At 67.0% G+C, this 13,324-nt stretch carries 14 protein-coding genes and 1 pseudogene; 6 read left to right on the forward strand and 9 right to left on the reverse strand.

Annotated elements, in window-relative coordinates:
* From ACNJ7E_RS36285 to ACNJ7E_RS36295, 3 genes and pseudogenes are all read right to left on the reverse strand, one after another.
* Window positions 1-500: pseudogene (locus tag ACNJ7E_RS36285) on the reverse strand (4-hydroxy-2-oxovalerate aldolase); the annotation flags it as partial.
* A complete protein-coding gene (locus tag ACNJ7E_RS36290; protein ID WP_418342129.1) occupies window positions 497-1,480 on the reverse strand; it encodes an acetaldehyde dehydrogenase (acetylating) in 984 nt (327 codons plus the stop codon). The gene ACNJ7E_RS36290 and the pseudogene ACNJ7E_RS36285, both read right to left, overlap by 4 nt.
* 5 nt (window positions 1,481-1,485) lie before the next feature.
* Window positions 1,486-2,307, reverse strand: coding sequence for a 2-keto-4-pentenoate hydratase (locus ACNJ7E_RS36295; RefSeq protein ID WP_418342130.1), 822 nt, complete (start codon window positions 2,305-2,307; stop codon window positions 1,486-1,488).
* A 153-nt stretch (window positions 2,308-2,460) separates the two neighbouring features.
* On the opposite strand from ACNJ7E_RS36295, the gene ACNJ7E_RS36300 reads away from it, so the two are divergent.
* The 3 genes from ACNJ7E_RS36300 (at window position 2,461) to ACNJ7E_RS36310 (ending at window position 4,448) form a co-directional block, all read left to right on the forward strand.
* The gene (locus tag ACNJ7E_RS36300) at window positions 2,461-3,225 is read left to right on the forward strand and encodes an IclR family transcriptional regulator (protein ID WP_418342131.1); all 765 of its coding nucleotides are present in this window, start codon (window positions 2,461-2,463) and stop codon (window positions 3,223-3,225) included.
* A gap of 185 nt (window positions 3,226-3,410) precedes the next feature.
* Complete coding sequence (locus tag ACNJ7E_RS36305; protein ID WP_418342132.1) at window positions 3,411-3,662, forward strand: hypothetical protein; 252 nt, start codon at window positions 3,411-3,413, stop codon at window positions 3,660-3,662.
* A gap of 141 nt (window positions 3,663-3,803) precedes the next feature.
* Window positions 3,804-4,448, forward strand: coding sequence for a GntR family transcriptional regulator (locus tag ACNJ7E_RS36310; RefSeq protein ID WP_418342133.1), 645 nt, complete (start codon window positions 3,804-3,806; stop codon window positions 4,446-4,448).
* Between the two features lie 181 nt (window positions 4,449-4,629).
* Here ACNJ7E_RS36310 and ACNJ7E_RS36315 read toward each other — a convergent pair whose 3' ends face one another.
* The 6 genes from ACNJ7E_RS36315 to ACNJ7E_RS36340 all read right to left on the reverse strand — a co-directional run bounded on the left by ACNJ7E_RS36315 (window position 4,630) and on the right by ACNJ7E_RS36340 (window position 9,986).
* Entirely contained in the window at window positions 4,630-4,827 is a 198-nt protein-coding gene (locus tag ACNJ7E_RS36315) for a hypothetical protein (RefSeq protein WP_418342134.1), read from the reverse strand.
* A 41-nt stretch (window positions 4,828-4,868) separates the two neighbouring features.
* On the reverse strand, window positions 4,869-6,080 hold the full coding sequence (locus ACNJ7E_RS36320; RefSeq protein WP_418342135.1) for an MFS transporter: 1,212 nt from the start codon (window positions 6,078-6,080) through the stop codon (window positions 4,869-4,871).
* A 424-nt stretch (window positions 6,081-6,504) separates the two neighbouring features.
* A complete protein-coding gene (locus tag ACNJ7E_RS36325) occupies window positions 6,505-6,813 on the reverse strand; it encodes a WhiB family transcriptional regulator (protein ID WP_418342136.1) in 309 nt (102 codons plus the stop codon).
* A 260-nt stretch (window positions 6,814-7,073) separates the two neighbouring features.
* Window positions 7,074-8,213, reverse strand: a complete 1,140-nt coding sequence (locus tag ACNJ7E_RS36330) for a glycerate kinase (RefSeq protein WP_418342137.1) — start codon at window positions 8,211-8,213, stop codon at window positions 7,074-7,076.
* A 1-nt stretch (window position 8,214) separates the two neighbouring features.
* Window positions 8,215-8,613 carry an L-lactate permease gene (locus ACNJ7E_RS36335; RefSeq protein WP_418342138.1) on the reverse strand — a complete coding sequence of 133 codons (399 nt, stop codon included), beginning with the start codon at window positions 8,611-8,613 and terminating at the stop codon, window positions 8,215-8,217.
* Window positions 8,613-9,986, reverse strand: a complete 1,374-nt coding sequence (locus ACNJ7E_RS36340) for an FAD-binding oxidoreductase (protein WP_007300029.1) — start codon at window positions 9,984-9,986, stop codon at window positions 8,613-8,615. The genes ACNJ7E_RS36335 and ACNJ7E_RS36340 overlap by 1 nt, the downstream gene beginning before the upstream one ends.
* Window positions 9,987-10,759: 773 nt before the next feature.
* On the opposite strand from ACNJ7E_RS36340, the gene ACNJ7E_RS36345 reads away from it, so the two are divergent.
* From ACNJ7E_RS36345 to ACNJ7E_RS36355, 3 genes are all read left to right on the forward strand, one after another.
* Window positions 10,760-11,584, forward strand: coding sequence for a hydroxypyruvate isomerase family protein (locus ACNJ7E_RS36345; protein WP_418342139.1), 825 nt, complete (start codon window positions 10,760-10,762; stop codon window positions 11,582-11,584).
* Between the two features lie 40 nt (window positions 11,585-11,624).
* Window positions 11,625-12,509 (forward strand): 2-hydroxy-3-oxopropionate reductase, encoded by an 885-nt coding sequence (locus tag ACNJ7E_RS36350; protein ID WP_418342140.1) that lies wholly within the window; start codon window positions 11,625-11,627, stop codon window positions 12,507-12,509.
* Between the two features lie 36 nt (window positions 12,510-12,545).
* Window positions 12,546-13,324 (forward strand): thiamine pyrophosphate-binding protein (locus tag ACNJ7E_RS36355; RefSeq protein WP_418342141.1); only part of this gene is annotated, 779 nt, incomplete at its 3' end.

Below are 13,324 nucleotides of genomic sequence, written 5' to 3' on the forward strand. Positions count from 1 at the left end.
GAGTCGGTGACGTAGACGCAGTGCGCGCCGTAGGACTCCATGAGCTTGGCCTGGGCGGCGAGCTCGGGTGCGGTGGTCATGTGGCTCATCATGAGGAAGCCGGAGACGTCCATGCCGAGTTCCCGGGCTTTGCCGATGTGCTGGGCGGCGACGTCGGCTTCGGTGCAGTGGGTCGCGATCCGGATCGACCGCACGCCCAGTTGGTAGGCGTGTTCGAGTTCGGCGATGGTGCCGATGCCGGGCAGCAGCAGGGTGGTCAGCCGGGCGTGGGTGAGGTTGGCGGCGGCTGCTTCGATCCATTCCCAGTCGGTGTTGGAGCCGGGACCGTAGTTCAGCGATCCGCCGGCGAGTCCGTCGCCGTGAGCGACCTCGATGCCGTCGACACCGGCGGCGTCGAGCGCGGCCACGATGCGGCCGACGTCGTCGGGGGTGATGCGGTGGCGGACGGCGTGCATGCCGTCGCGGAGGGTGACGTCTTGGATGAACAGCCTGGTGGTCATCGGGTGGCTCCCTGGGTTGCCGTCGGCGCGGCGATCGTGTCGGCGACAGACTCGGCGTAGCGCACTGCGGCCGAGGTCATGATGTCGAGGTTTCCGGCGTAGGCCGGAAGGTAGTGGGCGGCGCCTTCGACTTCGAGGAACACCGTCACCTGGTGGGTGGGGGCCGCCGTGTCCCCGGAGGCGAGCAGGGTGTGGACGGGTTGGCCGTCCGGGACGGGGGTGATCTGGACCTGCTGCTTGAGTCGGTAGCCGGGCACGTACGTCGCGACATGGTCGACCATGGTCTGGATCGAGTCGCGCACCTTGTCGTGGGTGGCCGGGTCGGGGGCCGAGATCAGGCACAGGACGGTATCGCGCATGATCAGCGGCGGGTCGGCCGGGTTGAGGATGATGATGGCCTTGCCGCGGCGGGCGCCGCCGACGGTTTCGATGGCGTGGGAGGTGGTTTCGGTGAACTCGTCGATGTTCGCGCGGGTGCCCGGGCCCGCGGACTTCGAGGCGATGGAGGCGACGATTTCGGCGTAGGCGACCGGTGTCACGCGGGAGACGGCGGCGACGATCGGGATGGTGGCCTGACCACCGCAGGTGACCATGTTGACGTTGGTGGCGTCCCGGTGTTCGTCGAGGTTGACCGCCGGCACCACGAACGGCCCGAGGGCGGCCGGGGTGAGATCGATCAGCCGTTTGCCGAGCGGTTCGAGCAGGGCGGCGTTGGCGGCGTGTGCCTTGGCGGAGGTGGCGTCGAAGATCACGTCGATGTCGTCGAAGTTCGGCAGCTGAAGCAGGCCCTGGACGCCATCTGAGGTGGTGGGGACGCCGAGGCGGCGGGCGCGGGCGAGCCCGTCGGAGTCGGGGTCGATACCCACCATCGCGCCCATCTGCAGGACGTCGGAGTGGCGGATCACCTTGATCATCAGGTCGGTCCCTATGTTGCCGGATCCGATCACCGCGACGGTGACCTTACGGGTGTTCTCGCTCATGGTGCTCACTCCTGGATGAAGGTCGCGGTGACCGATCCGAGACCGGTGATGTCGGCGCGGACGGTGCCGGCGGTGCCGATGACCGCCATCGGCCCGAGGGCCCCGGACAAGATCACCTGTCCGGCCAGCAGTGGTTGGCCGAACTCGCGTGCCGTGCGCGCGAGCCAGGCCAGCGCTCGCAACGGGTCACCGAGGCAGGCGGTGCCGGTTCCGGTCGACACCTCGGTATCGTCGATGAACATCTGCATCTGCGCGGCGACCGGGTCGAAGGAGTCGAGGGTGCGACGATCGGCGCCGAGGACGAACAGCCCACTCGACCCGTTGTCGGCGACCGTGTCTCCGAAGGTGATGTCCCACCCGGCGATTCGGCTGTCGACGATCTCGAGGGCGGCCACCGCGTAGTCCACAGCGGCGCGAATCTGGGCGTCGTCGAGCGGCCCGTCCACCAGATCGCGGCCGAGGACGAACGCGATCTCCGCCTCCACCTTCGGCTGCAGCAGCCGAGACAGCGGAATCGGGCCGACCTCCTGGCAGCGCATGTCGTCGAACAGCACCCCGAAGTCCGGTTGGTCGACGCCGAGCTGCTGCTGGACCGCCGGCGAGGTCAGCCCAATTTTGCGTCCCACCACCGTCGCTCCGCCGGCGACCCGGTCTGCCACGATCCGCTCCTGCACAGCATATGCAGCCTCTACGTCATCGGAGCCAATCAGGTCTCGAACCGGAGCGCAGGGCGTCCGGGTGTGCGCGGCGGTGCTCAACCGCTCAGCGGCGGCCACACGATTAGCCACGGTGACGGGCGGCAGGCTTGTGCTATTAGGTGTGCTCATCTGACTTCCCGAGATTGTCGTGGTTGGAGAGGAACGATTGGGATTCACTGTCGTCGCGGGGCGATCGATCACCAAGCACAGCGTTCCACTGAGCCGAACGCGACGCAGTATTGTGGATCCTGCCGCTAGAAGAGAGCGGAGGTGGCATCTGCAGTGTCAGATCGAGAGTTCGACCAAACAACAGTCCTGGGCAAGGTGATGGCGGTGCTGCACGCCTTCACCGTCGACGACGCCACTCTCCCTCTGGCCGAGTTGGCGCGACGCACGTCTATTCCCAAAGGAACCCTGCACCGGGTCCTGTCCGACATGGCGGCTGTGCGGCTGTTGGACCGGAGCGGCACCAACTACCGGCTCGGCGGCGACCTCTTCGAACTGGGCATGCGGGCGTCGGTCGAGCGGAGCCTGCTCGAGGTGGCGATCCCCTTCATGGAGGATCTCTATGTGCGCACCCACGAGACGGTGCACCTGGGGGTCCTCGACGGCACGGAGGTGGTGTACCTCTCGAAGATCGGGGGGCACCGGCAAGCGACCGCACCGTCGAGAATCGGCGGCCGGATGCCGGTGCACTGCACCGCGATAGGAAAAGTGCTGCTGGCATACGGCGACAACACATTGCGGGAGAAAGTGCTGTCCGGTTCGCTTCCCCGCCACACCCCGCGCACCATCGTCCTACCCGGCCCGTTGCGCACTCAGCTCGACCGGATCGCCACCGAGGGCGTCGGTTTCGAGTACGAGGAATCGGCCACCGGTATCGTGTGCGTGGCCGCACCCGTCCGCGAGGGCGACGACGTCGTCGCCGCGATCAGTGTGACCGGTCCCTCGCACCGCTTCCGGCCGGACACCCACGCCGCGTCCGTTCGCGCGGCGGCAGAGGGGATAGGGGTCACCCTCGCGCGCCGAAATCGCCTGCTGGCATGAGTGACCGAGTCCGCATTTCATACAGGGCTGGCCGGTTAGCACGAGCGAACTACGCGGAATTGCCCTTGGTTCCGCTCGGCACGCGGGGCACCCTTCGCCGGCCGCTTGTGGTGGTCCAGGTGTTCACCGCCTGGACCACCAGACCGCCTCCGTGCGAAGTTCTACGACTACCTGAGGTGACACACATGAAGACCATCAAACGCATCGACACCGACCCCACCGGCCTCGACCAACTCGACCCGAGCACCACCGAAGCCCGAGACGCGAAGAATCTGCGACGGATCATCGCCGCCCGCAAACACCTCGCCGACGCCGAAGCTGAACTCCACGCCGCCGTCACCGCCGCCCGCGAAGACGGCGACGCGGGGGCCGCCATCGGCCTCGCCCTCGACACCACCCGACAGGCCGCCTACCAACGATTCGGCACCACCAAGTAGGCCCCTCGGCACAACCGAACCCGGAAGGCCGCGACTACCGGCTTCACCCTCCGGAAAAGGGAAGCACCAACACGGGCGTCCTCGAGTAGTGGGGCGCGTCTTCTCTTGCCACTAAGCCGAATTCTTGTTTAGATACAAGTTGTGTCTAAGATTCCGTCGTCGTCCGACCTGGTCTACGCGACAGTCAAGGAACTCATCCTGTCGGCTGAACTCCCCGGCGGTGAGCTGATCAGCGAAGGCGACATCGCCACGCGAGTGGGCACGAGCCGGACACCGGTTCGTGAAGCATTTCTTCGGCTCGAAGCCGAGGGATGGATGAAGTTGTATCCGAAGCGCGGGGCATTGATCGTTCCGATCGCGGACGGCGAGGCCGAGCACATCGTTGCGGCCCGGCTGCTGGTGGAGACCGGCAGCCTGTGCGCGTTCAGATCCGATACGGGGCGTCGCGAGGCTGCCGCGGCGGAGATGCGCGCCAGCGTGAACCGTCAGCGCGACCTTGCCGCGTCCGCCGGCAGTGCAGCATTCACCGCGGAGGACGCCGATTTCCATTCGGTGGTGGTGCGATACGGCGCCAACCCCTTGCTCGCGGCGTTCTACGTGGGTCTTCGAGACCGGCAGCGACGTATGACGGCATGTTCGGTCGGCCGGGATCCGATGCAGATCGACCGAATCATCGCCGATCATGCCCAACTTGCGAGTTTCGTCGAGCACGGGAATGTCGAGGAGTTCGACACCCTGCTTCGCAGCCATATGCGTGAGGTTCATCATCTGACTGCGAGGCGATAGTGCGCCGGCAACTACCCGAGTCCCCTACCTGAGATCGAGTGTGCGTCCCAGCCAGGTGTCGCTCGGAGAGACATCGACGTTCGACCGCATTTCGGCGAGCTACGACAACGGTGTCCTCAGCGTGATTCTGCCGGTCGCCGAAAGAGCGAAACCGCGGCGCATCGAAGTAGCCCGTAACGCCTCAGTTGTGCAGTGCGGTGACCGCGCCTCCCCCGACGATCAGCCTGGCCCCGGTCACCACACCCGTCACCCGGCCTCCCGTCATCACGACGACCGAGCAGACCGTGCCCCGGATCGCGGCCCCGCCGACGGCGGCACCCGCGGAGCCGACACTGCCGGCAGTCACCACCACCACGAACCCGTGCCCGGTGATCACCATCCCGCCCGTCACCACCAGACCGCGGGGCTGACTGACGCCGCTCAGGTCCGTCTGCGCGCCACCAACTGGGCCACGGCCACCCCGGCCCCCAGCGCGGCGACCAGGCCACTGAAGACGATCCCGGCGGTGCGAAGGTCCGTGAAGCGTGCGAGCACACCCACACCGACCGCGGGGACGGCCAGCATCACGTAGATCCCCGCGAAGAACGCCGAGGACACCCCGCCGCGGAACTGCTGTTCGACCCGTTCGACGGTGGAGGCGAGCGACGCATTGAGGCACAGGCCCCCGGCGACGCCGAGCACCACCGCGGACGCGAGCAGCGGCGCGAGGACGGTGCACGCCAGTGCGAGTGCCAGCAGCGCGGCGGCGGGGATCAATCCGAGGCACCCGACGAGCATCGCGGTGGCCGTCGACAGCCGACGGGCCAGCAGCTGCCCGACCGCCATGAACAGGAACGTCAGGAACACGACGAGGCCTGCCTTCGTGTGGCTGCTCGACCCCAGATATTCCGTCAGGAACAACGCCGACACCGCGGTCAGCACGCCGGTCACCGCGAACGCTGTTCCGGCGGCGAGCACGGCGGTGACGAACGCGCCGCGGATCGAGGAGGGAACCTGCAGTCGGCGGGGTCGGATCCGCCACGTCGGACTGGTGGCCGGTGCGACTGCGAAGATCCACAGCCCGGCGCCTGCCAGGACGGCGAGCACGAGGTTCACCACATAGGGAATGGTCAGCGGACTCGACGTGACGTCGGCGATCACCCCTGCGCTGAGCGTGCCCAATCCGAGGCCGCCGGTGTTCACCGCGACCGCGAGCATTCCGCCGACCGCCTTGCGCTCAGGTGGGAACAGGTCGATCACCGCGGCCGTGCCCGTGCCGGTCATGAGACCCGCGGACAGTCCGGAGATCACGCGGGCCACCACGAACACCGGAAGCGTCGACGGCAGCAGGAACAGCACGGCACTGACCGCGGCGAGGGCGACCGCGACGAACAGCACCGGGCGCCGACCGACGTCGTCGGACAACCGCCCGAACAGGGCGAGCGCGACCACGACCCCGACCGCGTACACGGCGAACAGGATGGTAACGGTGAGGGCGCTGAACGCCAGCTCCTGCGCATAGATGGAGTAGAGCGGGGTGGGCAGTGTCGTTCCCATCATCGTGACGAGAAACGCGAACGACGTGGCCCCGACCGCGAGGACGGACGACCGCCGGGTGCGCGTTCCGGACAGGGCGGGCGAGAACGACGGCATGGATCCGAACCTTTCCGAGATCGGGAGCGGTGACAAGTCATGTACAGCAGTCGGTAAGGGGCTTCCCGCCGGATCGGGGGTCCACTCCGGGACCGCAACAATCATGACGCCGGATTCGAGTCGCTCACCGTTGCTGCCGCGGCGGTGCGCGGGTGCGGCTACGAAATGGCGCTGGTCTCCGCCCCATCGCGTCACCTGATGATCTCGCAGAACCGACGACGGTCTTCTGTTCGCTGAATACGTCGAGTTCGGAGGGCCGGCGACGCTCGCAGTGCTTACCCAGCAGTACCCCAGCCCTGTGGGTTACCCGTTCTTGTTCGCGTGGGCGTTGGTGGCATTGGCCGCACTGGTTCTGATCACGGTCGGATCGACTGCCCACCCCTGGTTCGAGACCATCGTTATGCGAGGTGAAGCGGTGGGGCGTTCAGGAACAACGTTGCTCCGGAACCGTTGGAGTGTTCTTGAATCTGTTGAACCACCTCTGCCTCTTTCGCTCTGTGGGCGATAGTCCGCCCCAGATCCCGTGGGGCTCTTCGGCATCTACGGCGTAGTCACGACAGTGGGCGAGGACGGGACAGTGGTTGCAGATCGCTTTCGCGGCGTGTTCGTCGGTGGAGTCGTCGGCGGGGTCGAAGAAGAGGTCGGCGTCGAAGTAGCGGCATCTGGCGTGTTGTCGCCACTCCCACTCGTTGGGTGAGTGCGCGGGAGCTGTGGGGTTTTGTTCGCGAAGCATGACCTTCCTCTTGTGTAGTCCGGCGGTTGACCGCAGGGTCGCGGGCGGAGTCCACGAATACGAGGATCGTTGACTGGAACCTGTGTGGAGACTTGGGTTCGAGGCAAGTCTCCACACAGGGGTGCAGGGACACTGGATTCTGCGATGGGCGGTTGCCGGAACTTGCCGAATCAGGTGCCGGGGCTGAGGTTCAGATCTGGTGTGGTGAATGTGCGGGGTTACTCAGAAGATCGGTTCGTGAGGAGCCCCGCACGTTCTTCTCAGGATCGATCGACCGCGAGCAGATGTTCGGCGGCCAGTTCTTCGGCGGCCGAAGCGATCAGATCGGCAGCCCCCGCCATCGAACGTGTGACGTCGGGTTCACGATCCTGTAGGGAATAGATGGCGGCGAACTGAGAAGCCGCCTCCTCTTCCGGGGAAAGCCGCGACACCCCGACAATGGCGTAGGTCGGAACGTCGCGAGCGGTGGCATGCAGGCGCACCCCGATCGGGGCTTTGCCGTGCAAGGACTGGTGATCGAGAGAGCCCTCACCGGTGATGACCGCGCACGCGCCGTCGAGGTGCTGATCGATGCCCACCAGCTCCAAGATGAGGTCGATTCCGGAGCGGAACTCCGCTTGCAGAACGGTCAACGCAGCGAATCCCACTCCCCCGGCCGCCCCTGCCCCGGGGCTGTCTCGGGCGTCGCGACCGGTGGCCGCTGCGACGCGGTCGGCCCAATGTGCCAGTGCCGCATCGAGTTCGGCGACTTGTGTGGGAGTGGCGCCTTTCTGGGGTCCGTAGACCGCGGCGGCACCAGTGGGCCCGCACAGTGGGTTGTCCACATCGCTGGCGAGGGTGATCTTCGCGTCTCCGAGTCCTGGGTGCAACCAGGAAACATCGAGCATCGTGGCCTGAGACAGGGCGCCGCCTCCGTCCCGGATCGGGCTCCCGTGAGCGTTGACGACCTCGGCGCCGAGCGCACGCAGGAATCCGGCCCCGCCGTCGGTGCAGGCGCTGCCACCGATACCGAGCACGATCTCTCGGCATCCGTCGTCGAGGGCGCGGGCGACGACTGTGCCGAGACCACGGCTCGACGCGGTCATCGGACGCAGTACCCCGGCGGGCAGTCGGTGCAAGCCAGAGATGTCTGCCATTTCGATTACCGCGAGCTGCCCTTTCCGTGCGTAGGCAGTCAGCGTCCGCTCGCCGGTCGGCCCGGGCGCAGCGACGGGGATCCTCTCGAAGCCGGCCGCCAGAGCGGCGGCGAGTGTCCCCTCGCCGCCGTCCGCGATCGGGCACTCGATCGTCCGGATCGTCGGATCGCGCCGCTGGAGTCCTCGGCTGATTTCCGCGGCGGCATCGGCCGCAGAGATCGACCCCTTGAACTTGTCGGGAGCGACGACGACATGACGGGGCATCTCAGACCACCATCCAGCTCAGCACCGGAGTCGCCTGTAGGTACACCGGGATGCATATCAGCAGCAGCGGCAGCAGGCTCCACCCGAGCGCACTGTGGAAGGGGCCGCCTTCCTTGCCCTGGAGGCCCGCCGCGGCCGCGGCGATCGCCAGGGTTTGCGAGGAGAGCATCTCGCCGATCACACCACCCGAGGAGTTCGCCGTGGCAAGTAGATTCGCGTCCGGCCCGGCGGCGTGCGCAGTCTTGGCCCGCAGTGAACCGAACAGTGAATGCACGGATATGTCCGATCCGGTGCCCCTCACCCCCGGCCGCCCAATGGCCGGAACCCGGACAGGCGGACCGCAGCGGCTATAGCTGCAGGTGAGCACGCCCCTCACCGGGGCATAGTCGGGCCGAAACATCAGATCACAGCTCCCGGGTTCAGGATGTGCTGCGGGTCCAGCGCGGACTTGATGCGACGGGTCAACTCCATGACGTCCTCGCCGACCTGGTTGGGCAGCCACGCCTTCTTCAGCCGGCCGACGCCGTGCTCGCCGGTGATGGTGCCGCCGAGGGAGATCGCCAGGTCCATGATCTCGCCGAAGGCGATGTTCGCGCGTGCGGTCTCGTCCTCGTTGGCAGGGTCGTGCACGATCAGCGGGTGGGTGTTGCCGTCGCCGGCATGGGCGATGACCGCCACGAGGACCTCGCGCCGGGCTGAGATGTCTTCGATGCCCTGAATCAGCGCGGGCAGTGCGGGCAGCGGGACCCCGACGTCTTCGAGGAGCAGGTTGCCCAGACGTTCGACGGCAGGGATGGCGAACCGTCGTGCCGCGGTGAAGGCTTCGCCCTCTTTCGGGTCGTCGGTGGTAAACACGTCGGAGGCGTTATTGTCGCTGAACACCTTGGCCATGAATTCGGTTTCCCTGGCGCGGTCCTCGCCGGGCGAGTCGGACTGGGCGATCAGCATGCCGTGCGCGGTCAGGTCGAGGCCCATGTTCATGCCAGCCTCGACGGCGCCGATGGAGGCGCGGTCCATGAATTCGAGCATGGCCGGACGCATCACCCTGGTGATGTCCAAGATCGCGTTCGTCGCGTCCTGCACGGTGGCGAACGATCCGACCACGGTGCTGGCCGGCGCCTGGGCGGGAATGAGGCGGACGGTGATCTCGGTGATGATACCGAGGGTGCCTTCGCTGCCCACGAACAGCTTGGTCAGCGACAGACCTGCCGAATCCTTCAGGCGTGGGCCGCCGAGTCGGACGACGGTGCCGTCGGCCAGGACGACCTGGAGGCCGAGGATGTAGTCGGTGGTCACGCCGTACTTCACGCAACACAATCCGCCGGCGTTGGTGGCCGCGTTGCCACCGATCGAGCACATCTCGAACGACGAGGGGTCCGGCGGGTACCACAGTCCGTGCTCGGCTACTGCCCGCTTGACCTCGACGTTGATCAGCCCGGGCTGCACAACGGCGGTCCGCGTCACCGGGTTGACCTCGATGTTGCGCATCAGTTCCGTCGTCAGGACGATTCCGCCGTCGACGGCGGTCGCCCCTCCGGACAGACCCGATCCTGCGCCGCGCGGAACGACGGGGATGTTGTGCACCGTCGCCCACCGCATCACCGCTTGGACGTCCTCGGTGGACGTGGCGCGCACGACCGCCAGCGGCCGGCCGGCGTCGGGGTCGCGTGCCCAGTCCCGCCGGTAGCTCTCGGTCACATCGGGGTCGGTGATGATGGACGCGTTGGGAATCCGAGCGTGCAGGTCACCCAGTCGCTCATCTATCACAGTCATCGGATCTCCTTGATCAATGTGGTGCCAGTCGGCCCGGAGGGCGCATGTCGTCTTGGACCGGTTACTTTCGGGGCGGGGCATTGCCGGAATGGAGCGCCGTCTCAGGGGGCTGGCGGTGACAGACCGCCGGCAGGTAGTCGGCAGGTGTGCGGTGCGTTCGCTGCTGCAGCGAGACCGGCTCTGTCTGCACGAGCTCGGGAGCACCGGCGCGCTTGCGTGCCATCAATCGAACCTCGATCTCATCGAGAGCCATCTCTGAGAATGCCGGCGAAGATTTGACGCCGCCATCCGCCCAGTTTCCGTTCTTCGAGAATATACTTTCGCATTACGAGAGTGGCAGGGATCACCCTCATTGTCAATACCTCGCGCTCCGCCCCACCGGGCGACTTCGAAGGTCGATCACCCCGACCACGATTCGCCTGCAACGCAGCCGTTCCGGGATTCGGCCGAGGCGCCGCGACAGTGCACTCTCGGCGCACCCGCCGCCGTCGGCGTGCATCGCGGACAGCCCGTCCCGCGGCGTCCGCCAATCGGGCTGCGGCGCTCCGCGGTCGACGCGAGGGCTTGACAGATGCCCGGCGGCCAAGTTCACTCAAATCACACAACGGAAAATTTCTTCCACATTACGGAATACATGTAGAGGACTCTTCAGCTTTCCGGCTTTGGTTTGCCAGAGAAGCGCTCAGCTGTCTGGGCAGTGGCGGACCAGCGCGCCGAACTTCCATCACCACGACAACCTCACCCCGCATCCCCCTGAAAGGAACGTTTCCCGGATGGTTAACCCTGCTTACACCGTCAATTGCTCGATCCTGCTGACCGATATCCCCATGCTCGAGCGACCGCAGGCTGCCCGGGATGCCGGATTCGACGCCGTCGAATTCTGGTGGCCCTTCGCCACGCCCGTCCCCGCCGACGATGAGGTCGACTCCTTCGTTCGTGCGATCCGCGGCGCCGGCGTGCAGCTGACCGGTCTGAACTTCGCCGCAGGCGACATGCCCGCCGGCGACCGGGGAATCCTGTCCGACCCGGGACAGGTCTCCGCCTTCCGCGATAATGTCGACGTCGCGATCGGTATCGCAGAATCGTTGGGCACCAGAGCATTCAATGCTCTCTACGGCAACCGGCTCGACACGGTCGAGGTGGACCGGCAAGACGCGATCGCCGCCGAGAACCTGGCGTACGCCGGGCAGGCGGCAGAGAAGATCGGTGCGGTCGTACTGATCGAGCCGGTTAGCGGGGCGCCGGCCTACCCGCTCAAAACGGCCGCCGACGCGGTCGCGGTCATCGACCGCGTACGCAGCGAGCACGGCGTCGACACGCTGCGGCTCCTCGCGGACCTCTACCACCTCGAGGTCAACGGCGACGACGTCGGCGCCGCGATCGACACGTACGCGGACCGCATCGGGCACGTGCAGATCGCGGACGCACCCGGTCGCGGAGAACCCGGCACCGGAACCCTCGACATCGACGGCTACCTGAAGAGGCTCGCCGGACACGGCTACGCCGGTTATGTCGGGCTCGAGTACAAAGCCACCCGACCGGACACCTTCGACTGGCTGACCCGTGAGCTGCGCGGCGCGCGGCGCGTCGAGGCCTGACACCTTCCCCCCCAACGAACGACGACTTCGAGGAGACCTCATGAGCACCATTGCATTCATCGGACTCGGCATCATGGGCAGCCCCATGGCCTGCAACCTGGCCAAGGCCGGCCATCAGGTGGTCGGATACAACCTCGTACCGGACCGCACCGCGGCACTGGTCGAGGCCGGCGGCACCGCAGCGGACTCCATCGCCAAGGCCGTTGCCGGCGCCGACGTCGTGGCCGTGATGGTCCCGGACTCGCCCGACGTACAGGCGGTACTCGCCGGTGAGGACGGAGTCTTCGAGCACGCCCCGGCAGGCGCGCTGATCATCGACTTCTCCAGCATCCGGCCCGACGTCACCACCGCACTCGCCGCGCAGGCGGCCGAGCGTGGATTCCGGCTGATCGACGCCCCGGTGTCGGGTGGCGAGGCCGGGGCGGTCAACGCCGCACTGTCGATCATGGTCGGCGGCGCCCCGGAAGACTTCGAGTCGGCCCGCCCGATCCTCGACGTCGTCGGGAAGACCGTGGTCCACGTGGGCCCGAACGGCTCCGGACAGACGGTGAAGGCAGCGAACCAGCTGATCGTGGCCGGTAACATCCAGCTCCTCGCGGAGGCGATCATCTTCCTCGAGGCCTACGGTGTCGACACCGCGGCCGCCGTGGAGGTACTCGGCGGCGGGCTCGCCGGATCGGCCGTCCTGAACCAGAAGGCGCAGAAGATGCTGGACCGGTCGTTCGAACCCGGATTCCGCATCGACCTGCACCACAAGGACCTCGGCATCGTGACCAGCGCTGCCCGTGAGGCCGGCGTCGTGACACCCCTCGGCGCGGTCCTCGCCCAGCTGATGGCCTCCGCCCGCGCGAACGGTGATGGTGGCCTGGATCATTCGGGCCTGCTGCGCGGAGTGGAGCGGCTGTCCGGCCGCCCCTCCCAGTGACCCGCTTCAACTCGTAATCCTCGATGGAGAACTGATATGCCTCGTATGCGCGCCGCTGACGCAGCGGTCAAGATTCTGGAACTCGAAGGTGCCACCCAGGCCTTCGGCCTCCCCGGTGCGGCGATCAACCCGTTCTACGCAGCAATGCGTGACCACGGCGGGATCAAGCACGTCCTCGCCCGCCACGTCGAGGGCGCATCCCACATGGCCGAGGGGTACACCCGCGCCAAGGCCGGAAACATCGGTATCTGCATCGGGACGTCCGGGCCGGCCGGGACCGACATGATCACCGGCCTGTACTCGGCGATGGCGGACTCGATCCCGATCCTCGCGATCACCGGGCAGGCCCCGGTCGCGCGCCTGCACAAGGAAGACTTCCAGGCCGTCGACATCGCCGCGATCGCGGGTCCGGTCACCAAGATGGCGATGACGGTGCTCGAGCCCGCCCAGGTTCCGGGTGCGTTCGCGCAGGCATTTCACCTGATGCGGTCCGGCAGGCCCGGACCGGTTCTCATCGACCTGCCGATCGACGTGCAACTGGCGGAGATCGAGTTCGACCCGGACACCTACCAGCCGCTGCCCGTGTACAAACCGGCGGCGACCCGGGCGCAGGCGGAGAAGGCCCTCGACATGCTGGGGGCCGCCGACCGCCCGCTGATCGTCGCCGGCGGCGGCATCGTCAACGCCGACGCCGCGGATCTGCTCGTGGAACTGGCGGAACTGCTGGACGTTCCGGTGGTGCCGACGCTGATGGGCTGGGGCACCATCCCGGACGACCACCGCCTCGCCGCGGGCATGGTCGGTCTGCAGACCGC

Origin of the sequence: Rhodococcus mengyinensis, from assembly GCF_048381435.1 — a bacterium.
GTDB classification, from domain to species: domain Bacteria; phylum Actinomycetota; class Actinomycetes; order Mycobacteriales; family Mycobacteriaceae; genus Rhodococcus_F; species Rhodococcus_F opacus_D.